Annotated in this window: 25 protein-coding genes; 10 read left to right on the top strand and 15 right to left on the bottom strand. The window is 64.6% G+C overall.

Annotated elements, in window-relative coordinates:
- Positions 1-103 precede the first annotated feature (103 nt).
- The gene (locus M2337_RS02045; RefSeq protein WP_264571495.1) at positions 104-904 is read left to right on the top strand and encodes a class I SAM-dependent methyltransferase; all 801 of its coding nucleotides are present in this window, start codon (positions 104-106) and stop codon (positions 902-904) included.
- Positions 905-990: 86 nt separating this feature from the next.
- Positions 991-2,847: an ABCB family ABC transporter ATP-binding protein/permease gene (locus M2337_RS02040; RefSeq protein WP_264571494.1), complete on the top strand. Its 1,857-nt coding sequence runs from the start codon at positions 991-993 to the stop codon at positions 2,845-2,847.
- A gap of 1 nt (position 2,848) precedes the next feature.
- Here M2337_RS02040 and M2337_RS17255 read toward each other — a convergent pair whose 3' ends face one another.
- The 4 genes from M2337_RS17255 to M2337_RS02015 form a co-directional block, all read right to left on the bottom strand.
- Positions 2,849-3,541 (bottom strand): methyl-accepting chemotaxis protein, encoded by a 693-nt coding sequence (locus M2337_RS17255; protein ID WP_319799452.1) that lies wholly within the window; start codon positions 3,539-3,541, stop codon positions 2,849-2,851.
- Between the two features lie 100 nt (positions 3,542-3,641).
- On the bottom strand, positions 3,642-4,172 hold the full coding sequence (locus tag M2337_RS02025) for a L,D-transpeptidase family protein (protein WP_264571493.1): 531 nt from the start codon (positions 4,170-4,172) through the stop codon (positions 3,642-3,644).
- Positions 4,169-5,233, bottom strand: coding sequence for a GTP cyclohydrolase II (ribA, locus tag M2337_RS02020; protein WP_264571492.1), 1,065 nt, complete (start codon positions 5,231-5,233; stop codon positions 4,169-4,171). Before ribA ends, M2337_RS02025 begins: the two co-directional genes overlap by 4 nt.
- A 13-nt stretch (positions 5,234-5,246) precedes the next feature.
- Entirely contained in the window at positions 5,247-6,047 is an 801-nt protein-coding gene (locus M2337_RS02015) for an exodeoxyribonuclease III (protein ID WP_181560868.1), read from the bottom strand.
- A gap of 622 nt (positions 6,048-6,669) precedes the next feature.
- Between M2337_RS02015 and M2337_RS02010 the strand changes: the two genes are divergently transcribed.
- A complete protein-coding gene (locus M2337_RS02010; protein WP_413716214.1) occupies positions 6,670-7,155 on the top strand; it encodes a vgr related protein in 486 nt (161 codons plus the stop codon).
- Positions 7,156-7,160: 5 nt separating this feature from the next.
- On the opposite strand, the gene M2337_RS02005 is transcribed toward M2337_RS02010, so the two are convergent.
- The 9 genes from M2337_RS02005 to M2337_RS01965 all read right to left on the bottom strand — a co-directional run bounded on the left by M2337_RS02005 (position 7,161) and on the right by M2337_RS01965 (position 10,838).
- Positions 7,161-7,655, bottom strand: a complete 495-nt coding sequence (locus M2337_RS02005; protein ID WP_264571491.1) for a flavin reductase family protein — start codon at positions 7,653-7,655, stop codon at positions 7,161-7,163.
- Positions 7,656-7,790: 135 nt separating this feature from the next.
- Entirely contained in the window at positions 7,791-8,222 is a 432-nt protein-coding gene (locus M2337_RS02000) for a SufE family protein (RefSeq protein WP_413716213.1), read from the bottom strand.
- A 40-nt stretch (positions 8,223-8,262) separates the two neighbouring features.
- Positions 8,263-8,523: a hypothetical protein gene (locus tag M2337_RS01995; protein ID WP_264571489.1), complete on the bottom strand. Its 261-nt coding sequence runs from the start codon at positions 8,521-8,523 to the stop codon at positions 8,263-8,265.
- Between the two features lie 25 nt (positions 8,524-8,548).
- A complete protein-coding gene (locus M2337_RS01990; protein ID WP_181560864.1) occupies positions 8,549-8,848 on the bottom strand; it encodes a hypothetical protein in 300 nt (99 codons plus the stop codon).
- Between the two features lie 28 nt (positions 8,849-8,876).
- Positions 8,877-9,179 carry a cell division protein ZapB gene (locus tag M2337_RS01985; protein WP_264572317.1) on the bottom strand — a complete coding sequence of 101 codons (303 nt, stop codon included), beginning with the start codon at positions 9,177-9,179 and terminating at the stop codon, positions 8,877-8,879.
- Between the two features lie 95 nt (positions 9,180-9,274).
- Complete coding sequence (pspC, locus tag M2337_RS01980; RefSeq protein ID WP_181560863.1) at positions 9,275-9,655, bottom strand: envelope stress response membrane protein PspC; 381 nt, start codon at positions 9,653-9,655, stop codon at positions 9,275-9,277.
- Position 9,656: 1 nt separating this feature from the next.
- The gene (pspB, locus tag M2337_RS01975) at positions 9,657-9,923 is read right to left on the bottom strand and encodes an envelope stress response membrane protein PspB (protein ID WP_181560862.1); all 267 of its coding nucleotides are present in this window, start codon (positions 9,921-9,923) and stop codon (positions 9,657-9,659) included.
- 3 nt (positions 9,924-9,926) lie between these two features.
- Positions 9,927-10,595: a phage shock protein PspA gene (gene pspA / locus M2337_RS01970; protein WP_181560861.1), complete on the bottom strand. Its 669-nt coding sequence runs from the start codon at positions 10,593-10,595 to the stop codon at positions 9,927-9,929.
- A gap of 66 nt (positions 10,596-10,661) precedes the next feature.
- Complete coding sequence (locus M2337_RS01965; protein ID WP_181560860.1) at positions 10,662-10,838, bottom strand: hypothetical protein; 177 nt, start codon at positions 10,836-10,838, stop codon at positions 10,662-10,664.
- Positions 10,839-11,020: 182 nt separating this feature from the next.
- Between M2337_RS01965 and pspF the strand changes: the two genes are divergently transcribed.
- Positions 11,021-12,061: a phage shock protein operon transcriptional activator gene (pspF, locus tag M2337_RS01960; protein WP_264571488.1), complete on the top strand. Its 1,041-nt coding sequence runs from the start codon at positions 11,021-11,023 to the stop codon at positions 12,059-12,061.
- A gap of 33 nt (positions 12,062-12,094) precedes the next feature.
- On the opposite strand, the gene M2337_RS01955 is transcribed toward pspF, so the two are convergent.
- The gene (locus M2337_RS01955; protein WP_181560858.1) at positions 12,095-12,658 is read right to left on the bottom strand and encodes a urate hydroxylase PuuD; all 564 of its coding nucleotides are present in this window, start codon (positions 12,656-12,658) and stop codon (positions 12,095-12,097) included.
- Positions 12,659-12,905: 247 nt separating this feature from the next.
- Here M2337_RS01955 and M2337_RS01950 point away from each other — a divergent pair, with 247 nt between their 5' ends.
- Positions 12,906-13,517: a superoxide dismutase gene (locus M2337_RS01950; protein WP_264571487.1), complete on the top strand. Its 612-nt coding sequence runs from the start codon at positions 12,906-12,908 to the stop codon at positions 13,515-13,517.
- 172 nt (positions 13,518-13,689) lie between these two features.
- Here M2337_RS01950 and M2337_RS01945 read toward each other — a convergent pair whose 3' ends face one another.
- A complete protein-coding gene (locus M2337_RS01945; protein WP_181561548.1) occupies positions 13,690-14,145 on the bottom strand; it encodes a universal stress protein in 456 nt (151 codons plus the stop codon).
- A gap of 142 nt (positions 14,146-14,287) precedes the next feature.
- Here M2337_RS01945 and M2337_RS01940 point away from each other — a divergent pair, with 142 nt between their 5' ends.
- The 5 genes from M2337_RS01940 (at position 14,288) to M2337_RS01920 (ending at position 21,871) form a co-directional block, all read left to right on the top strand.
- Positions 14,288-15,601: a pyruvate dehydrogenase complex dihydrolipoamide acetyltransferase gene (locus tag M2337_RS01940; protein ID WP_264571486.1), complete on the top strand. Its 1,314-nt coding sequence runs from the start codon at positions 14,288-14,290 to the stop codon at positions 15,599-15,601.
- A 7-nt stretch (positions 15,602-15,608) separates the two neighbouring features.
- On the top strand, positions 15,609-16,013 hold the full coding sequence (locus M2337_RS01935) for an acyl-CoA thioesterase (protein ID WP_181560855.1): 405 nt from the start codon (positions 15,609-15,611) through the stop codon (positions 16,011-16,013).
- 66 nt (positions 16,014-16,079) lie between these two features.
- Positions 16,080-17,495 carry a dihydrolipoyl dehydrogenase gene (gene lpdA, locus M2337_RS01930; RefSeq protein WP_264571485.1) on the top strand — a complete coding sequence of 472 codons (1,416 nt, stop codon included), beginning with the start codon at positions 16,080-16,082 and terminating at the stop codon, positions 17,493-17,495.
- A gap of 11 nt (positions 17,496-17,506) precedes the next feature.
- Positions 17,507-18,169: a phosphatase PAP2 family protein gene (locus M2337_RS01925; protein WP_264571484.1), complete on the top strand. Its 663-nt coding sequence runs from the start codon at positions 17,507-17,509 to the stop codon at positions 18,167-18,169.
- A gap of 378 nt (positions 18,170-18,547) precedes the next feature.
- On the top strand, positions 18,548-21,871 hold the full coding sequence (locus M2337_RS01920) for a TonB-dependent receptor (protein ID WP_264571483.1): 3,324 nt from the start codon (positions 18,548-18,550) through the stop codon (positions 21,869-21,871).
- Positions 21,872-21,905: the final 34 nt, after the last annotated feature.

Genomic DNA, 21,905 nt, shown 5'->3' with positions numbered 1-21,905 from the left:
CGTGCGATCTCGGCGCGATGATAAGATGAGACCCTATGCCGGTGCTGGTGCCGGTACCGGAGTCCAGAAGTTGAGAGACAAGAGCGCACAAACAGCGGAACAATTGCGCCGTTTTGGGGGCGCGGTCGATTTCGGGCGGGCTGCGGCGGATTATGGGCGCCACCGCGCCGGTTTCCCGCCCGCATTCTTCGATCGACTGACCGGTCAAATTGCCACGCAACCCGGCCAGCGTGCGCTGGACATCGGCACCGGCACAGGGTCCGTGGCGCGTGGCCTGGCGCTCAGGGGGCTGACCGTCACCGGCCTCGATCCGAGCGAAGCTCTGCTCTCAGAGGCGGGCGCGCTGGATGGGGCTGCCAAGCTTGAGGTCGACTATGTCGTTGGGACAGCCGAGGCGCTGCCTTTCGCCGATGGGGCTTTCGACATCGTAACCGCTGGACAATGCTGGCACTGGTTCGACCGGGAGCGCGCTGCGCGGGAAGCGAGCAGGGTGCTGCGGCCCGGCGGCTTGGTGGTCCTGGCTCATTTCGATTGGCTCCCGTTGCCCGGAACGGTGGTGGAGGCGACCGAAGCCCTCATTCTGGCGCACAATCCCGCGTGGCCCGGCGCGGGGGGCAGCGGCGTCTACCCGCAATGGCTAACGGATTTGGCCGGAGCTGGCTTCAGCGAAATCGAAACGGCGTCCTTCGACATCGATCAGCCCTACAGTCATGAAGGATGGCGCGGGCGGATTAAAGCCAGTGCGGGCATCAAGGCGAGCCTCGGGGCCGATGCCACTGCGGCCTTCGACTCGGCTCACGCAGCGATGCTCGCTGAGCGCTTTCCTCGGGAGCCGTTGCTGGCGCCGCATCGCGTTTGGTGGACAATCGGTCGAAAGCCCGTGCCCTCCGCGCCACAGGGCTGATGCCACGGCAGGCCGCAACGGGGGTAATCGGGCGCGCAAAGCTCACCACCCTTGGCAAGCGGTGGCCGCGCGCCTAACTGGCATCCATGCCACCGGACAATCAGGATAAGGATCTGCCCACGCCGCCTGCATGGGCGACGTTGCGGCGTTTTCTGCCCTATCTCTGGCCGGCGGGTGAGCCCAATCTCAAGGCGCGGATCATCGTCGCGCTGGTGCTGGTGTTGCTGGGCAAGGCGATCATCCTGGTCATGCCCTTCGCCTATAAGGGTATCATCGACCGGATGGGGCCGGGGATGCAGGCGGGGGTGGCCGTCGCATTGGGGCTGGTGCTGGCTTATGCCGGCGCGCGCTTTGGCGGCGTCGTCTCGGATAATCTGCGCAATGTCGCCTTCGAGCGAGTCGGGCGCAATGCCCAGCGACTGATGGCCGAACAGACGCTGCGCCACCTGCACAATCTCTCGTTGCGCTTCCACCTCAACCGCAAGACCGGCGGCGTCACCAAGGTCATCGAGCGGGGCACCACGTCCATCGAGACGATGCTGCACTTCCTGCTCTTCAATATCGCCCCGACGGCGATCGAGCTGATCGCGGTGTGCATCATCTTCCAGGTCAAGTTCGGCTTCGGGCTGGTGGCGGGCACGCTGGTGATGATCGCGCTCTACACGGCCTTCACGCAGAAGATCACCGAATGGCGCAACGCGCTGCGGCGGGAGATGGTCGATCTCGATACCGGGGCGACGGCCCATGCCGTGGACAGCCTGCTGAACTTCGAGACGGTCAAATATTTCACGGCGGAAGACCGCGAGGCGGCACGCTATGGCGCAGCGCAGCGCAGCTACATGAACGCGGCGACCAAGAGCAATAACAGCCTTGCGATGCTCAACATCGGCCAGGCGCTCATCACCAATGTGATGATGGGCGGCGCGATGGCGTTCACGGTGTGGGGCTGGGCGCAGGGCCGGTTCACGCCGGGCGATGTGGTGCTGGTGAATGCGCTGCTGATGCAGCTTTTCCGCCCGCTCGATCTGCTCGGCATGGTGTATCGGACGATCCGGCAGGGCCTCATCGACATGGAGGCCATGTTCCGCCTGATCGATACCGAGACCGAGATCAAGGACGTGCCCGATGCGCCGCCGCTGGCGGTGACGGCGGGCGATATCCGCTTCGAGGACGTGGTGTTCGGCTATGATCCCGACCGGACGATCCTCAAGGGCGTGAGCTTCCATGTCGCTGCGGGTACGACGCTGGCGGTGGTCGGCCATTCCGGCGCGGGCAAGTCGACCATCGCGCGGCTGCTCTTCCGCTTCTACGATATTCAGGGCGGCCGCATCCTCATCGACGGACAGGATATTGCCCGCGTGCAACAGACCTCGCTGCGCGCCGCCATCGGCATCGTGCCGCAGGACATGGTGCTGTTCAACGATACCATCGGCTACAACATCGCTTATGGCCGTGACGGCGCGACGCAGGCGGATATCGAGGCCGGTGCGCGCGGGGCGGCGATCGACCGCTTCATCGACTCGCTGCCCAAGGGCTATGACACGCGGGTGGGCGAGCGCGGCCTCAAGCTCTCCGGTGGCGAGAAGCAGCGCGTCGCCATCGCGCGCACGCTGGTCAAGGACCCGCCGATCCTGGTCCTCGACGAGGCGACCAGTGCGCTCGACAGCCGCACGGAAGCGGCGATCCAGACCGTGCTCGATGACGTAGCCGCGCGGCGCACGACGATCATCGTCGCGCACCGGCTCTCGACCATCGTCCATGCCGACAGCATCATCGTGATGGATGACGGCCGCGTGGTCGAGCAGGGCACGCACGCGCAATTGCTCGCGCTCGGCGGCCATTATGCGCAGATGTGGATGCGCCAGCAGGCCGAGCGGATGAACCCGGAGGCGGGATTGGCGGCATCCGAATCCAGCGCATCGCTGGAGGATGCGGCGGAGTAGCTCAGGCGGCGATGCCGGGCGCGATGCTGTGCTTCATCATGTCCGCCGCGCGGGACGTCGCAAGGCGCGTGTCCCCAGCCAGCTTCTTCACCTCATTGGCGACGACCGCGAAACCCTGACCGGCCTCGCCGGCGCGGGCGGCTTCGATGCGCGCGTTGAGCGCCAGCAGGTTGGTCTGGTTCGCGATGGCGCCGATCGTGGTCACGATGGCAGCCAGTTCGGCCATGGTGGACTGGAGCCGCGCATTGCCGCGCTGCAATTCACCCTGCAAGCGCTGGCTTTCCTCATAGCGGGCCTGCACTTCCTGTTCGAGCTGGACCTGCCGGGTGACGTCGGAGGCGATCTTGAGGATGCGCACCGGTCTACCCTGACAATCGACAACGGGATTATAGGTGGCCTGAAGATAGACAGAGGCGCCGCCTCGTGAGCGCCGCTCATAGCGGCCGGCGTGGAACTCGCCGGAGGTCAGCGTCCGCCAGAAGGCCGCATAGTCAGTGGAGCGCACGAAGGATGGCGCGCAGAAGATGCGATGATGCTCGCCGACCACCTCATCGAGACGGTAGCCCAATGTCTCGAGCAGCACGTCATTGGCCCACAGGATGGTGCCTTCCGGACTGAATTCGATGACGCCTTGGGACCGGCAAATGGCTTGCCATGCTGCGTCGGTCCGCCCGTCTTCGAGATATGCGTTCATGAATCACCTTGTGGTCGTCCCGGCAGGTGAGGCCACTGTGGTTAAGCGCTGCTTACCATAAGGCGGTTTCGCGACGAGCCGTTGAACGCGGCAGGAGGGGTTATCGCAAGCGGAGCATCATGCCGGGGCGAAGCAGCCCAAGGACGGCGCGCATATCCTCGGGGGCGATGGCGACACAGCCTTCCGTCGCCCGGGGCTGGCCATTCTCGCCGATTACCCATTGGTGGAAGAAGATCGCGCTGCCCATGCCTGGCGCTGGCGGCGCATCATTATGGCCAAGGACGATGATGACGTCATAGGCCTGATCCTCGCGCGCAAGCCGCTCGTGGCTGGTGTGGCGCGGCAGGTGGACGGGGCGGTTATAGGCCGGGTCGGCGGGATCGTCGCTCCAGCCATCGTCCGGCCGGACCCAGCGCCACGGGATTGCGGGCGCCTGAGCGGCATCGATGCGGCCGGGGCGGAGCAGCGCGGCGCGCACTGGCCAATCACCGATGGGCGAGGCGCCGTCGCCTTCGCGCTTGTCCGCCGCAGCAATGAGCCCGCTCTTGCCGATGACGCAGGCGCAGGACCAGTCGCCGATGGTCAGGCGCCCCGCCTCGCCATCGACCAGAATGGCTGGCGCTTCGCTCACAACTGATGGCCGGTGCGGTCCCGCTTGGTGGCGAGATAGCGCTCATTATGGGGATTGGAGGGCAAAGCCAGCGGCAGCCGTTCGGCCACGCGGATGCCCTGCGATTCCAGGCCGGCGACCTTCTCCGGATTGTTGGTGAGCAGCCGGATTTCGTCGATGCCGAGCAGATCGAGCATGCGTGCCGCGACGCCGAAATCGCGCGCATCGATGGCGAAGCCCAGGCGGACATTGGCGTCCACCGTATCGAAGCCCTGATCCTGCAGCTGATAGGCCCGCAGCTTGTTGATGAGGCCGATCCCGCGCCCCTCCTGCCGGAGGTAGAGCAGCACGCCCCAGCGCGCATGGGCGATCTCGTGCAACGCGCCGTGCAATTGCGGGCCGCAATCGCATTTGAGCGAGCCGAGCACGTCGCCGGTCAGGCACTCGCTGTGCAGGCGGACGACCGGGGCGCTGCCGTCGCGCTCGCCGATGACGAGGGCGATGTGCTCGCGCGGGTCTTCCGGGGAGCGGAAGGCGACGATTTGCGCATCCACGCTGGCTTCGACGGGCAACCGCGCGCGGGCGGCGATGGCAAGCCGGGTCGGGTCTGCATAAGTGGCGATATCGTCCGCGCTCAGCTGCACCTCGGCCTCGGCATCCTCGGAGCCGATGAAGAAGGCGGGCAACATGCCAGCGAGGCGCGCAAGGGTGAGAGCTGCGGCGGCCAGGGCCGGGTGCGGCACCGGCAGGGCGCGGAACGGGCCTTTGAGCGGCGTCGCGAGATCGCGCACGGGATCGGCAATGGCCATGGCGGCGGCCGGCGAATCGATCCAGCGCTCGCGGGCGATGAGCGCCGGCGCTTGCGGGTCCGCCGCCTCCCGCTGGTTGGCGAGCTTGAGCGTGACGGCCCGCGCGGCGGAGAGCAGCAGCGGTGCCTCTGCCGCCGGGTCGAACGAGGAGAGGCTCGTCGGCGTCGCGCCTTCCACAGGCAGCAGCGTCAGTGCGCCGCCTGCATCGACCAGCCGGATAGGCCAGCCGCGCCGAAGGGCATCGATGGCGCGAGCCGCGGCGCGCCCGTCCATTATCGCGCGCCCATCAGAAGGCGAATTCCGTGATCAGCGGCGCATGGTCCGAGGGGCGCGTCCAGCTGCGGCAATCCTCGGCGACCTGATGCGACACGGCCGTCTCCGCGAGGTCGGGGCTCAGCCACATATGGTCGAGCCGACGGCCGCGATCAGACTTCGCCCAATCCTGCGCGCGGTAGCTCCACCAGGTGTAGAGCCGCTCGGGCGCGGGCACGAAGCGCCGGCCAAGGTCGATCCAGTTGTGCGAGCTTTGGAGATGGCCGAGCAGGTCGCGCTCGATCTGGGTGTGGCTGACGACGTTGATGAGCTGCTTGTGGCTCCACACATCGCACTCCAGCGGCGCGACGTTGAAGTCGCCGAGCAGCAGGGTCGATCCGCCGAGCTTGCCGGACCAATCGATCATACGCTGCAGAAAATCGAGCTTCTGGCCGAACTTGCGGTTGATCGTGCGGTCCGGCTCTTCGCCGCCGGCGGGCACGTAGACATTCTCGATGCGCAGCCCGTTTTCCAGCCGCACGCCGATGTGGCGCGCCTCGCCATTGGCCTGCCAGTCGAGTCGCTCGTCCTCACGCACCGGAATGCGGCTGACGATGGCCACGCCATGGTGCATCGGCTGGCCGTGCAGCACCTGATGATTATAGCCGAGCCGGCGGAACAGGCCCTCCGGGAAGGAGCCGTCCACGACCTTGGTCTCCTGCATGCACAGAACGTCCGGCTGATACTCGGTGAGGAAGCGCTCGACGATTTCGAGGCGGGCGCGGACGCTGTTGATATTCCAGGAGGCGATCTTGAGAGTCTGCTTGGTCGACATGGCCAAAGTCCCTAGCCGCCCTCGGCGCCGAACCCAAGCCGCGAAGCGATTATTTTGACTCGAGCGGCTGCGTGCCGCGGCACCAGGCCGGGCGGATCGCGCGGACATCGAAAACCCCCGCTCCGGGGGGCATGGAGCGGGGGCTCGAAGAAAGCGCCTAAATTTTTGCGCATGTGGTGCGGGGCGAAGCCCGGGCAACAGGGGGGAATCCCGAGGTCAGTCCCCGCGCCACATCGCTTTTCTAAGTCAGCCCAGATGACCGCCCGATGAATGGACCTGTCAGACTTGGGCAAGATTGTCGGTTTTTGCGCACGGGAAGAGGGGAGCTGTGATCATCCGTAAAAAATTCCGCCGGGACGGGGCGCGCGCGCGGGTTTGATGCCGATCAATGTCGGCAGTGCCGTTCGGTGAAAAGAGGGCTCATCACATTCTTTTGCAGGAGCATTCGCGATGAACCTTCTTATGCAGTGGCCGGTCCTGACCTTCATCGGCATGGTTGCGGTCTTTGGCGTCATTCTGGCGGCGGTTTCGGTTCTCGATCTCAAGAGCGAGTGACGGCCGGCGGGCATGCGCCGGGGCGGGCGGGCCTTGCCGGTGAGGCAAGGGCGCCTATCTCGGCTGCATGGCCGTCCCATCCCCGCACGTTGGCGCCGTCGATCGGCCGCTGTCCCAGCCGGAGCGCGTGCTGGTCGAGCGGATGTTCGGCGATGCGATCGCGCTGGAGGAGGTGCGAATTCGCAACCGCAAATGGTGGCCGTTCCAGCCGCGTGCCATCGTCATGGCGCCGCGCGGGCACATTCATTTTCATCCGCAGGGGCGCGGCTATTGCGATTGCTTCGGCGCTGGAGATCCGGCTGCGCAAGGCCTGTTCATTCACGAAATGACGCATGTCTGGCAGCACCAGACCGGGACCAACCTATTGGTGCGGCGCCACCCGTTCTGCCGCTATGATTACGACTTCCAGCCGGGCAAGCCGTTCGCGCGCTATGGGATCGAGCAGCAGGCAGAAATCGTCCGCCATGTCTTCCTGATGCGTAGCGGCCGGCAGGTGCCGGGCAAGCCGTCTTTGCCGGAGCTGGAGGCGATCCTGCCGTTCGGCCGGGCGTGAGCCGGTCAGGCGGTGGCTTCTTCCAGATCGACAAGCCGGTGATAGCCACCGCGATAGAAGATCAGCGGCGATCCCTCGGGCGCACGCTCCATGGCCTGCACCGCGCCGACGACGAGGAGATGGTCGCCCAGTTCGACAACCTTTTCAATCGCGCATTCGATCCATGCGAGCGCACCATCGAGAATCGGCAGGCCGCCGGGGCTGGTGCCATGGGCCATGCCCTCGAACTTGTCGTCATGCCGCGAGGCGAATCGCCGGCAGGTCTCCAGCTGCGCATTGCCCAGCACATTCACGCAGAAGCGGCCGGTGGTGGCGATATTGGCCCAGCTTCCCGAGCGCTTGTCGGGCAGGAAGCCGACCAGCGGCGGGTCCAGCGAGATGGAGGAAAAGGTGCCGACCGCGAGGCCCCAGCGCTGGCCGTCCGCATTGTTTGAGGTGATGACGCATACGCCGGTGGGATAACTGCCGAGAACGTCGCGGAAATGCTTGGGATCAATCAATGCGCCACCTGTTTCTTCTGGCGCCCGCCCTGTTCGTGGCGGAGGCCGCATGCGAATGAAGCTGCGGTGAAAACGGCTCACCGGTATGGCGCCCAACCTGCAAGCTCTGACGTGAGCCTGTCAACCGCCCCCTTTTCAACCCGCAGCATCCTCCGCCTGCAGGCGAGTCGCCGTTTCCCGGATCAGCGCGATCATGTTCGGCAGCCCTTGGGTGCGATTGGACGAGAGCTGGCGCTTGAGGTCGAAGGGTGCCAGCGCCTGTTCGATATCGAACGTCGCGACCTCCGCCGGCATCCGGTCCTGCACAGTGAGCAGGACCAAGGCGATGATGCCCTTGGTGATGGCAGCGTTGCTGTCCGCCAGGAAATGCAGCGCGCCATTGTCCAGCCGTGTCGGGTAGACCCAGACGGAGGCGGAGCAGCCCCGCACGAGCGTCGCGTCCGTCTTCAGCACGTCCGGCATCGGCTCCAGTTCGCGGCCCAGGTCGATCAGCAGCCGGTAGCGCTCATCGCCTTCGAGCAGTTCGTAATCGTCCTGGATGGTCTGCAATGTCGTCATGCCGCCCATATAGGTCGCGGCGCGCGGGAGGCCAGTGAAACTCTGCGGATCAGACGTCGATGCCGGCGGCGATGGCCTCCAGCTTGCGGATGCGCTCCTTGAGGTCGGCCATCTCGATCAGCCCGCCGGCCAGGGGTGCGTCCGGGGTCGGCGCGCGCGGGGCGGCGCGGCTGGCGGCCATGTCCAGCTCTGCCCGCTTGAGCGCCAGCCATCCGTTCCAGCCCTTGAGCGAGGCCAGGGCGACAAGTGCGAATGATAAAGTTAGCGCTATCATGGTCATGGCGTGCTTCACGAGGTCAAGATCGGTCATGACTCTATCTCCTCCTGTCGATGTCTTAGTGGTCGGTCCGCGTGGGGATTTCGTGAGGGGCGGATTCAGCGCCGCCGAGCTGGTCGATTTCATGGGCAAGGGCGGCGCCGCGATCGGTCACGATCCGCTCCAGCACGCGCACCCGCTGCTCCAGCCGCTCGACCTGCGCGGCATATTGTGCGGCCTTTTCTGCGGTCTGTGTGCCGAGTACGTCCAACTCGCGCTCGCGGAGCTTCATCTTCTGCCGCATATATTTGCTCCAGATGCCCCCGATGACCGGGATGCCGACGACAATCATGAAGAATAACAGCATTGAAGCAGGCATGATGGGCTCCCGGCCAGTTGAATGGCGATCAGTTGGAGGGGGTGCGCAGGCTCTCGATCTCGTTGGTCAGGTGAAGGGCGCTGTCGGTCACGATGCGCTCCACATTGGCCAGCCGATCCTTGACCGCGCCAAGCTCGGCACGCAGTTGCGCATTCTCCTGGCTGAGCAGCTTGATGCGCTCGCTCAGCTCCTCATTCTTCTGCGGATAGACGGCCTTGCCCCAGCTGTTCTCGAGCGGATAGCCGTGCCGGACGCGCAGCCATGTGTTGAAGACCCATCCAGCGATGGCCAGCAGGCCGATCAGTGAACTGGCGCCGACGATGAGCGGCATCGATTCGACGACGGCGTCTGCGGTGATAGGATCCATGGTTCAAATTTCCCTGTAATCGAGCGCTGTTGCGCCTCTCATTCGCATCGCGCGTCTTGTCAGCGCAGGCTGTCGATCTCGTCGGCGAGCCGGGTGTTGCGGCTAGTGTAGAAGGTCTCGATGTCGGACAGGCGCCGGTCGATGTCGCGGAACTTGCTGCGCACATCGCGGGTCGAGCGCGCCGGATTGGTGCGCACGCCCTGCCAGAAGCGCTCGTCTTCCCGGTCGGCATAGAGGCCGGTCGGCTTGGGTTCGGCCATCCATGCGGCGAGCAGATAGGCGATCACCGTCCACGGGAAGCCGCCGGCCAGCGTAACGAGCACGGCGCCAATGCGGACCCAGAGCACGTCGATGCCCATATAGTCGGCAATGCCGGCGCACACGCCCATGGCCTTGGCATTTTTCTTGTCGAGGTAGAATTTGGTGCGGCGGGCGGACATCTCAGTTCCTCCTGTCGAAATAGGGATCGTCGCTCGCGCTCGGGCGGGCTGGACGGAAATCGGGATTGTCGGCGGCGATGATCCGCTCGACCGTCTGGAGGCGTTCCTCCAGGCGACGGGCGAGCATGTGCATCTCATCGAGCAGCCGTTCGTCCTCATCGGTGATCTTGGGCGCCTGCTTCCACTTGGTGACATAGTGGAAGATCAGCCACGGCATGCCGATGAACAGCATGCCGCAGATGACGATGGGCAGAAAGACGTCCTCCATGGATCAATCCTTCCTGGCTTGCGCGGCCTTGAGCGCCGCGAGTTCGGCTTCCACCTTGTCGGCGGACTGAAGTTCGGCGATCTCCTGCTCCAGCGTCTTGGGCTGACCGCCCAGACCCATGGCATCGGCCTCGCCTTCGGCCAGATCGACCCGGCGCTCCAGCAGTTCGAAGCGGGAGAAGGCATCCTGCACGCGCTCGCCATTGTACATCTCGCGCGCACGCCGGCGCGTCTGTGCGCTCTCCATGCGGGCGACGAGGCTGTTCTGCCGGACGCGCGCCTCGCGCAGCTTGGCCTGCAGCTTGGCGATGTCTTCTTCGGATGCGGCCAGCGCCTCATCCAGCATGGCAATCTGCCCGCGCAGCTGCTCGGCCATGTCGCCAGCCTTCTGCTTTTCGACCAGCGCGGCCTTGGCAAGGTCTTCGCGATCCTTGGAGAGGGCGAGCTGCGCCTTCTCGACCCAGCTTTCCTGCAGGGCATCGAGCTTGGCAATGTGGCGGCGCATCTCCTTCTGGTCGGCGATGGTCCGCGCTGCCGATGCACGCACCTCGACCAGCGTCTCCTCCATTTCGAGGATGATCATGCGGATCATCTTGGCCGGGTCCTCGGCGCGATCGAGCAGATCGGTCACGTTGGCGGCAATGATGTCCCGGGTGCGAGAGAAAATACTCATGTACATACTCCAACTGAGGCGGTTCGGTCGGGGCAGCGGGGGTGTGCTGCCCCGACCTTGAAGCCGTCACACAAGGGATTGTGACGGCTTGTCCGGTGTGTTGTCCAGAGCCGCTGCAGTCGTGGCGGCAGGGTTGCCGGTGACAGCAGGGCCGACAGCGCCGATCACCATGATGGCGCTGAAAATGAGGGTAAGACATGCTGCGGCGGTCTGAGCACCGAAGCGGTCGATCGTGTTCAACATGGCGGTCTCTTCCTGATCCTGGTTGGGCCTTCAAATCCCGCTCATTGGCGGATTGTCCAATGCGTTGCAGGGGGCGTGCCAATTTCTGAGAAGCCCGGATTTCCGCCAATCTCTTCCCGGCCGAGGTGCGCGCGAAGCATTGCTTGTTGCAATGAGTTGGGAAATATCCCTAAAAGTTGGGAATGGAAAAGACGACGCATTTTGTCGGGGAATCCCTCGCTTTTCTGGATGCGGTCGAGCAGGCCGGCCGCGCGGCCGATCTCAATCGCCCGGTGCTGGTCATCGGCGAGCGGGGCACCGGCAAGGAGCTGATCGCCGAGCGTATCCATCGTCTCTCCCAGCGCTGGGATGGGCCGCTCATCATCATGAACTGCGCCGCCTTGCCCGAGACGCTGATCGAGGCCGAGCTGTTCGGCCATGAGGCCGGGGCCTTCACCGGCGCGACACGGGCGCGGGCCGGTCGCTTCGAGGAGGCCGATGGCGGCACATTGTTCCTCGATGAACTGGGTACGCTCTCCATGGCGGCGCAGGAGCGTCTGCTGCGCGCCGTGGAATATGGCGAGGTGACGCGCATCGGCAGTTCGCGGCCGCTCAATGTGGATGTGCGGATCGTTGGCGCGACCAACGAGCATCTGCCCGATGCCGTGGAAGCCGGGCGGTTCCGCGCCGACCTGCTCGACCGGCTGAGCTTCGAGGTGATTACCCTGCCGCCTCTGCGCGGGCGCGAGGGCGATGTCGACGTTCTGGTCGAGCATTTCGGGCGCAAGATGGCATCGGAATGCGGCTGGTCGTCATGGCCGGGCTTTTCCATGCGGATGATGACGGCGCTCAACGCCTATCGCTGGCCCGGCAATGTGCGCGAGCTGCGCAATGTGGTCGAGCGCGCCGTGTATCGCTGGCCCGATCCGGATCGGCCGATCGACGAGATCCAGCTCGATCCCTTTGCTTCGCCATGGAAGCCGCAGCCGATGCCGGGAAAACCCGCTGCCGCCACCGCGGCGCCTGTTGCCGGTCCTTCAGAGGAGGGCGCGGTCGAGGACGGGCGATTGCTGATCGCGCTGGACGATGTCGCCGACTTTCGCGGCGCTGTCGACGCGCATGAGGCCGCGATCCTGCGCCATGCCCTCCAGCGCCACCGCTTCAACCAGCGTGCAACGGCCAAGGCGATCGGGCTCTCCTACGACCAGTTGCGGCACTGCCTGAAGAAACACGCCCTGCTTTGAGGCGCTTGCCGCCTCGCGCAGGGCGCCGGCCGCTCAGCCGCCGTTGAAGTTCACCATGCAGTAGAGCATCGGGATCGACAGCAGCGTGTTGGTGCGGCTGAAGATCATCGCGCGGGTGGCGGCGCTGGCCTTGGTCGCATCGTCGGCGGCCACCAGACCCAGCGCTTTCTTCTGCGCCGGCCAGATCACGAACCACACGTTGATCGCCATGATCAGGGCGAGCCACATGCCCAGACCAATCAATTGATAGGGCGCCTTGAACGCGAACGCCTCGTGCAGATAGCCGGTGCGCCACGCCACCAGCAGGCCGGTCAGCACGGTCAGCGCTGCGGCCCAGCGGAAGAAGAACAGCGCGGAGGGCGCAATGAACTTGGAGACGCCCGGCTTCAGCTCTGCCGGAACCTTGGGCATGGTCGGGATCTGCACGAAGTTGAAGTAATAGAGCAGGCCGATCCACAAAATGCCGAAGAAGGTGTGCAGCCAGCGCAAGGCGGCGGAGACGGATTCGCCATTCGGGCCAATGCCGTAAATGACAGCCAGGGTCAGAATAACCCCGATCAGCAGGACGAGATGCAGATTGCCGAACAGTTTCGTCATGATGCTCCCCCAGTCGTTTGCCGGGTGCTTTGACCGCACCCTCCCCTAAAGCCGGTTATCGGCCATCGCACAGGCTATGCCAAAGTCGCGCCGCTGTCATATCGAAATTATATTTGGCGCTGATCGGGAGAGATGACTGGAAAGCTGCCGGTCTACGCGCCATCTGCTGCGGGCAACCGACACGAATCGCGCGCCTGCGCGTTTCGCCTGCAGAACGACTTTAATGCACCAAGAGGAGATTAGCGCCATGGCATTCACACTGCCCGACCTTCCCTATGCCAAGACCGCCTTTGGCGATGACATGTCGGCCGAGACCTTCGACTATCATCACGGCAAGCACCACAATGCCTATGTGACGAAGGCCAATGAGCTGGTTGCCGCCGATCCGGCCCTGCAGGGCAAGTCGCTGGTCGAGCTGATCAAGTCCTCCAAGGGCGGGCTGTTCAACCAGGTCGGCCAGATCTGGAACCACAGCTTCTTCTGGCAGTGCCTCTCGCCCGAGACGCAGGAGCCGAGCGGCAAGCTGGCCGATCTCATCAACGAAGGCTTCGGCTCGACCGACGCGCTGATCGAGAAGCTGAAGGCGGAAGCCGTCGGCCACTTCGCCAGCGGCTGGGCCGCCCTCATCCTCAAGGATGGTAAGCTGGAAGTGACCAGCTATCACGACGCCGATTGCCCGGTGGCGCATGGCGATACGCCGCTGTTCATCCTCGATGTATGGGAGCATGCCTATTACATCGATTATCGCAACGCGCGCCCCAACTTCGCGGACACGATCCTCAAGAAGCACGTCAACTGGGCGTTCGTCGCGGAGAATCTGGACGGCAATGGCGCCGAGCGGGCCAACCAGCCGGGCTGAACCGGCCGCAATCGGATTTGAAGGAGGGGCTGGCGAAGGTCGGCCCCTTTTCATTGTCGTAATGAAATTAACAGTGCTCCTGCGAAGGCAGGAGCCAGGGCGGCGAGGTTCGTCGGTTGCGCCCTGGGTTCCTGCCTTCGCAGGAACACGCTGCAGGGACACGATGGCCGACCTAACTCAGCCGTTCGATATCCTCGCGGCTCAGCGATCCGGGGATGATCATCACCGGGCAGGGCAGGGTGCCGGCATCATTGCCGGCAAAGTGCGCCACCAGTGGTCCGGGCGCGCCCTTGGGCGCGGCGCCGAGTACGAGCGCGGCGACCGTTTCGCCCGAGGCCAGCATCTCCTTCACCGATGCTACGGGATCACCGACCTTGACCGTGATCGCGGGCTGGATGCCGGCTTCCGCCATCAGCGTGCCGGCGGCACTGGCCGCGAGAGCCTCGGCGCGGGCGCGCGCTTCTTCCTCCATCGTCGCCTGCACGGCGCCCCATTGGACGAACTCGGTCTTGGGCACGAGCGCCAGCATATGCACGCCGCCGCCCGTCTTGGCAGCGCGGCGCGCGGCGAACAGCAGGGCTGATTCCGCCTCGCTGCTTTCGTCCACCACGACGAGATAAGTCCGCATCATCGCCTGCTCCCCCGAAGAAACCGGCTCGGTAGGTGCGGGAAATTCGGTCTGGATGCAAGGGATGGCCTTGACCCCGACGGGCAAAGCGTGAAGGTGGCCGGTGATTGTCCAACCCGAAAAACAGGAAAGCCTGGCCCCCATGGCGATCAATATCCAGATGCCCGCCCTCTCGCCGACCATGGAGGAAGGCACGCTTTCGAAATGGCTCGTGAAGGAAGGCGACACCGTCTCGTCCGGCGATCTGCTCGCCGAAATCGAGACCGACAAGGCCACCATGGAATTTGAAGCCGTGGACGAAGGGGTCGTCGGCAAGATCCTCGTCGCCGAAGGGACCGACAATGTGAAGGTCGGCACCGTCATCGCGGTTCTGGTCGAGGAAGGCGAGGAGGTGCCGAGCGGCGATGCGCCCGCTGTAGCCAAGCCCGCACCCAAGGCCGACGCCGCTGCGGAGAAGAAGCCGGAAGCAGCCAGCGCCCCCAAGCCGGAGCCGGAAGTCGCGAAATCGACCGCTGCGCCGGCCGCTGCCTCCTCTGGAGATCGCGTCAAGGCGAGCCCGCTTGCCCGCCGCATCGCCACGAACAGCGGCATCGATCTGGCCGCGGTTTCCGGTACTGGTCCCAATGGCCGCATCGTGAAGGCCGATCTGGAGGGCGTGAAGCCCGGCAGCACCGCGCCCAAGCCGGCCGCGAGCCCGGCCGCGGCGCCCACAGCGTCGGCTTCGGCCGCGCCTGCCCCGGTGGCCGCGGCCGCGCAGGATTTCGGCATTCCGCACGAGGTCGAGAAGCTCTCGAACATGCGCAAGACCATTGCGCGCCGCCTCACCGAATCGAAGCAGCAGGTGCCGCACATCTACCTTACCGTGGATGTGCGCCTCGACGCGCTGCTCAAGCTGCGTGGCGAGCTGAACAAGGCGCTCGAATCGCAGGGCGTGAAGCTCTCGGTCAACGATCTGCTGATCAAGGCGCTGGCCAAGGCGCTGCTGGCTGTGCCCAAGTGCAATGTGCAGTTTGCCGGCGACCAGTTGCTCAAGTTCAGCCGAGCCGACATCTCGGTGGCCGTGTCCATCGAGGGCGGACTGATCACGCCGATCATCACCGATGCCGGCGCCAAGTCCGTCTCTGCCATCTCGACCGCGATGAAGGACCTCGCCACCCGCGCCAAGGAAGGCAAGCTCAAGCCGGAAGAGTTCACCGGCGGCACCGCCAGCCTCTCCAACATGGGCATGATGGGCATCAAGCAGTTCGAGGCGGTGATCAATCCGCCGCAGGCGATGATCATGGCGATCGGCGCCGGCGAGAAGCGGCCCTATATCGTTGATGATGCGCTTGGTATCGCAACCGTGATGTCCGCCACCGGCAGCTTCGACCATCGCGCCATCGACGGTGCGGACGGCGCGGAGCTGATGAAGGTGTTCAAGGAACTGGTAGAGGCGCCGCTGGGTCTGGTGGCGTAAGCGCACCATGGCCGCTGACGAGGATGTCCTGCCGGAAGGTGCGCCCGCGACGCGGATCACCGCCATGCCGGCCGATGCCAATCCCTATGGGGACATTTTCGGCGGCTGGCTGATGGGCCAGATGGATATGGCGGCGGCGCTTGTCGCCTCGCGGCACAGCAAGGGGCGGGCTGTCACCATCGCCGTGGAAGGCATGCAGTTCCACCGCCCGGTGCTGGTGGGGGACGAGGTCTCCGTCTTCGCGACGCTCGTGAAGGTGGGCAGCACGTCGATGACCATTGAGGTCGAAGCCTGGCGCCGCGCGCGGCACAGCGAGGAAACCTACAAGGTCACGCAGGCCCGGTTCATCTTCGTCGCCATCGACGAAGTGCGCCGCCCCCGCAGGGTGCCGCCCTTGGCGAACGCGCAATGAAGGCGCAATCGGTCATTTTAGACCCCTCTCCCTCAAGGGGAGAGGGCATCATGGATGGAGCATTTCGTGTCTGAATCCTATGACGTCATCGTTCTCGGTTCCGGCCCCGGCGGCTATGTCGCGGCGATCCGCGCGAGCCAGCTTGGCCTCAAGACGGCCATTGTGGAGCGCGAGCTGCTCGGCGGTATTTGCCTCAACTGGGGCTGCATCCCGACCAAGGCGCTGCTGCGCTCGGCCGAGATCTTCCATTATATGAGCCACGCCAAGGATTATGGCCTGGCCGCCGAGAAAATCAGCGCGGACATCGAGGCGGTGGTGAAGCGCTCGCGCGGTGTCGCCAAGCAGCTCAATGCCGGCGTCACGCACCTGATGAAGAAGAATAAGGTTGCCGTGCATATGGGCAGCGGCACGATCACCGGCAAGGGCAAGCTCTCGGTCACGGACAAGGACGGCAAGAAGACCGACTTGGCGGCCAAGCACATCATCGTGGCGACTGGTGCGCGGGCACGCGACCTGCCGTTCGCGCCGGCGGACGGCAAGCGTATCTGGACCTATCGCACCGCGATGACCCCGCCGGAAATGCCGGGCAAGCTGCTGGTCATCGGCTCGGGCGCCATCGGCATCGAGTTCGCGAGCTTCTATAACGACATGGGCGCGGATGTGACCGTGGTCGAGATGATGGATCGCATCGTACCCGTCGAGGACAAGGACGTCTCGGCATTCCTCGAAAAGCAGCTGGTGAAGCGCGGCATGAAGATCGTCACCGGCGCCTCGCTGGAGAGCCTCAAGGCCAGCGACAAGGGCGTCACCGCCGCCATCAAGGGCAAGGATGGCAAGAGCGAAACCAGCGAGTTCAGTCATTGCATCGTCGCCATCGGCATCGTCCCGAACACCGAGAATATCGGGCTGGAGGCGCTGGGCGTCACGCTGGAGCGCGGCCATATCAAGACCGATGGCCTCTGCCGCACCGGCGTCGATGGCATCTGGGCCATCGGCGATGTCACCGCGCCGCCATGGCTCGCGCACAAGGCCAGCCATGAGGGCGTGACCGCCGCCGAGGCGATTGCGCAGGCGCTGGGCAACAAGGATGTCCACCCGCACGAGATGGACCCGCTCAACATTCCGGGCTGCACCTATTGCCAGCCGCAGGTCGCCTCCGTGGGCCTGACCGAGGCGAAGGCGAAGGATGCGGGCTACACCGTGAAGGTCGGCACCTTCCCGTTCATCGGCAATGGCAAGGCGATCGCGCTCGGCGAGGCGGAAGGCTTCGTGAAGACGGTGTTCGACGCCAAGACCGGCGAGCTGCTCGGCGCGCATATGGTCGGCGCCGAGGTGACCGAGATGATCCAGGGCTACACCATCGGCAAGACGGCCGAGCTGGTGGAGCAGGACTTCATGCAGACGGTCTTCCCGCACCCGACCATCAGCGAATCCATGCACGAGAGCGTGCTGGCCGCTTATGGGCGGGCGCTCCACATCTGATCCAAAGGCGGATGCGGCAACTGCCAACTCCGGGCGTCGCGCTCAGTTTTGCGCTCGGTCTGGCATTGCTGGTCGCAGCCATCGGCTTTCTCCAGCCCACCGGCCTGTTCGCGCCCATCGATGAGCGGCTGATGGCATTGGCGGGCAAGCTGCACGGCGTGCGCGGTGCGGGGCTTGTGACGCATGGCGGGGTGGCGCTGGACCGGCTGGGCGCGGTCGGCGGTCGCACGTTGATCGTGCTGGCGGTGGGGCTGGTCTTCATCAAGCTGGGGCATCCCGAACGCTTGATCCCGCTGCTGGTCGCGGGCGTGGGGACCGCGCTCGTCATCGGGGTGGTGAAGCTCGGCTTCAATGCGCCGCGCCCGATGATGATGATCCCCTATATGCCAGCGAGCGTGATCGAGACCGTGGGCACCAGCTTCCCCAGCGGCCATGCGGCAGGTACGATGGCGCTCTATGGTGCGATCGCGCTGTTGGCGCAGCGCCGGGTGGTGACATGGATCTGCGCGGCGATGATTCTCGCTACGGGCGCCAGCCGGGTGTGGCTCGGCGTGCATTGGCCGATCGATGTGGCGGGCGGCTGGGCGGTCGGCCTGATCTGGCTGCTGCTCGTGTTTTTCATCCTGCCCTTATGGCGTCCGCTTCTGCAGCGGCCGGTCATCTCGCGCGACTGAGCCCCGCCGGCAGCCCAGACGGTCGATCGGGCCGGCGATCCGTTCATCTTATGGCAAGATTCTGCGCGAGCGTTGCATGGATGCCGCACTGCACAATATGTCATTGATATCGCGCGATTTTATTGCCGAATTAGGAGCGACTTCGAGAATTTTCCTCCTTTTTCCGGATACATACCGCTCATTTCGCAATGGCGAGACTGGGCAGGTCGCCAGTATGAACCCGCCATCGTCATAATTGAGTCACGTCCGCCAGACACGGGCGATGACATAAGGATCGCAGACCAGGCGAGAGGATGTGTCCGAGCCCAGAGGGGTGAAGGCAGCCGTGATCAGGACGGCTCAAGACCAGTTTTCGTGATGATCTAAAGGGGATCTTCGATGCGCAACTTCCGCTTCTTCCTCGCTGCCTCGGCCGCGAGCATCGCCACCTGCGTGGCGCTCAGCCCTGCCCATGCGCAGGAAACCACCTCTTCCGTGCGCGGTACGGTCACGGCGGAAGGCGCGCCGGTCGCCGGCGCCGCCGTCACCGTGACGCACGTCCCCTCGGGCACCGTCTCGCGCACCACGACGGGCGCCGACGGCAGCTTTTCGACCAGCGGCCTGCGCATTGGTGGGCCTTACACGGTTGAGGTCGCCGCATCCGGCTTCGAAGATGTTCGCGTGACAGACGTGTACACGGTCGTTGGCCAGTCCTTCACGCTGCCGATTGAGATGGCCTCAGGCGACGCCATCGTCGTGACCGCATCGGCCATCCGCGGCGCTGGCAACGTATCGCAGGGCCCCGCCATGGTCATGACTGCTGAGCAGATCGGCAAGATCGCTTCGGTCAATCGCGATATCCGCGACATTGCCGCGCGCGACCCGTTTGCGACGCTCGACACCAGCCAGACGACCGGTCGCCAGGTTTCGTTCGCGGGCCAGAATCCCCGCTTCAACCGCTTCACCGTGGACGGCGTTCCGGTCACCGACAGCTTCGGCCTCAACCCGGACGCGCTGCCGTCACGTCGTGGTCCGGTTCCGCTCGATTCCATCGGGCAGTTCGAAACCAAGGTTGCGCCTTATGATATCCGCGAAGGCTTCTTCCAAGGCGGCGTTTCGAACGCGATCCTCAAGTCGGGCACCAACGAATTCCACGGCACGGCCTTCTTCACCTTCAGCTCGGACGAGCTGACCGGGAAGCGCACCAAGCCCTATATCCTCAACACCGCCGGACGCGTCACGCAGCCCGATTTCACCAGCAAGGACTTCGGTGCAACCCTCTCGGGTCCGATCATCAAGGACAAGCTGTTCTTCATGGTCTCCGCCGAGCGCGTGCGCGCTGCCCGTCCGGTGGCCTTCGGTACGCAGGAAGACAATGCTGGCACGCCGGTCATCGGCGCGACGAATGCAGCCCTGCAGCAGATCGTGGGCATCGCGCAGAGCCGTTACAACTACGATGCCGGTGGCATCCTTCGCACGGATGGCGACAAGGACGATCGCATCGTCGGCAAGCTGGACGCCAACCTCTCCGAAACTCAGCGCGTCTCGCTGACCGGCCTCTACACCAAGGACGAGCTGAACGTCAGCTCGACCACCGGCACCCGTGACCTTGGCCTCGAATCCAACGCCTATCGCAAGCCCAACGAACTGAAGGCCGGTATTCTGGCCTGGAATGCCGATTGGTCGGATAGCTTCTCCACCGAGACCCGCGCTCTCTACAAGACCTATGACAGCGGCCAGTTCCCGCTGATGGGCCGCAGCGCCCAGATGTCCGTCTGCGCAGCGCCAACCTCGGATCGCACGACGAATGGCGCTACCACGACCGCGGCCAGCATCGTGTGCCCCACTGGGACGCCGCAGTTCGTCCTGGGCGCCGGCGGCCCGAGCCAGTCGAATGTGCTGAACATCAAGAGCTGGGGCGGGTCCGTTTCCGCCAAGCTGAAGGCTGGCGACCACAACCTCCGCGCTCTTGCGGAATGGAATCACACCAAGTCCTTCAACATGTTCGTCAATCCGTCGGCGGGCACCTATTATTTCGACTCGATCGCCGACTTCCAGGCCGGCACGGCGCAGAGCTTCAGCTACAACAACGCGGCTTCGCTTAACCCCGCGGATGCCGCCGCCAGCTTCTCCTACAATGTGTACACCTTCGGTCTGCAGGACGATTGGCGCGTGAACGAGACGCTCTCGGTCGGCGTCGGTCTGCGCTGGGATGTGTTCGGGATGAAGAGCACTGCGGCGGTAAACCCCAACTTCTACCCGCGCTACGGCTTCTCGAATAACAGCAACATCAGTGGCATCGACCTGCTGCAGCCCCGCCTTGGCTTCACCTACAAGGCAACGCCGCGCCTCACCATTCGCGGTGGTGGCGGCATCTTTGGTGGCGGATCGCCGGACGTTTATATCGGCAACTCCTTCTCCAACACCGGCGTGATCAACACATCGATCACGGCGCGCCAGACGGACGGCGGCATTTACCAGCTTAACGGTTCCGCGAGCGGCGCCAACAGCGCAAATGCGTCCTCCATCCTCAACAACCCGTCGTTCACCAACATTCCCGCTGCTGCCAACACTGCGGTGGTCGCCGCAGCCAACGGTCTGTCTGCGAACCCGAACGCGACCACGTCGATCAATGCGATCGATCCGAACTTCAAGGCACCCAACCAATTCCGCGCGACCTTGTCGGCGGACTATGAGGCCGATCTGGGTCCGCTCGGCGACGGCTGGCGCTTCGGCGCCGATGTGCTGTATTCGAAAGTGCGTTCGCAGGTGAAGGTCATCGATCTGCGGTCGATCCCCGTTGCAGGCTCGCTCACGCCGGACGGCCGTCAGCGCTACACCAGCAAGATCGGCAACGCGAACGATACCGGCCAGGACCTGCTCCTGACCAACACCGATTATGGTCGCGGCTGGATCGGCGTCCTGCGCGCCGAGAAGAGCTGGGACTGGGGTCTGACGCTCGGCGGTGCCTATACCCGTCAGGACGTGCGTGACGACACCTCGCTCACGTCCTCTCAGGCAAGCTCGATCTACGGCAACACCGCGGCTTATGACGCCAATCTGAGCGGGCCTGGCCATTCGAACGACGAAGTGACTTGGGCCTTCCGCTACAATGCGTCGTTCGAGCGCGCGTTCTTCGGGGATTACAAGACGCGCATCGACCTGTTCGGCTCGACCCGTGCCGGTGCCCGGTACAGCTACACGATGCAGGATCTCTCGGGGGGGCGCTCGGGTGTGTTCGGCACGGCCGGCAGTGCACAGCGCTATCTGTTCTACGTGCCGACCGGCGTGAACGACCCGAAGGTCATTTATGATAGCGCGGCGACGGCGACGCGGATCGACAGCATCATCCAGTCCTCTGGGCTGGCAGGCTATCGCGGGCAGGTTGCGCCGCGCAATGCCTTCCGCTCGAAGGCGTTCACGCGCATCGACCTTCATGTGGAGCAGGAACTGCCGCTGCCACTGGGCACGCGCTTCGCGCTGTTTGCGGACATCGAGAACTTCACGAACCTGCTCAACCACAAATGGGGCCAGCAGCTTCGGTCGAGCTTCCCCTTCCGCAAGACCGTTGCGAAGGTGAGCTGCGTGGCAGTGGGCGCCAACAGCTGTGCTCAGTACAAATATGAGCAGCCGAGCAGCGACACGGTGCTGGCGGACGAACTGGTGACGACCAACGGCTCCTCGCTTTACGCGATCCGCCTCGGCGCGCGCTTCAGCTTCTGATCTGCCGCGAATAGAAACCGGAAGGGCGGGGGCA

The sequence above is a fragment of the Sphingobium sp. B2D3A genome, assembly GCF_025961795.1.
GTDB lineage: Bacteria > Pseudomonadota > Alphaproteobacteria > Sphingomonadales > Sphingomonadaceae > Sphingobium.
The sequence above is the reverse complement of the archived record's forward strand: the minus strand, read 5'-3'. Positions and strand labels throughout refer to the sequence as shown.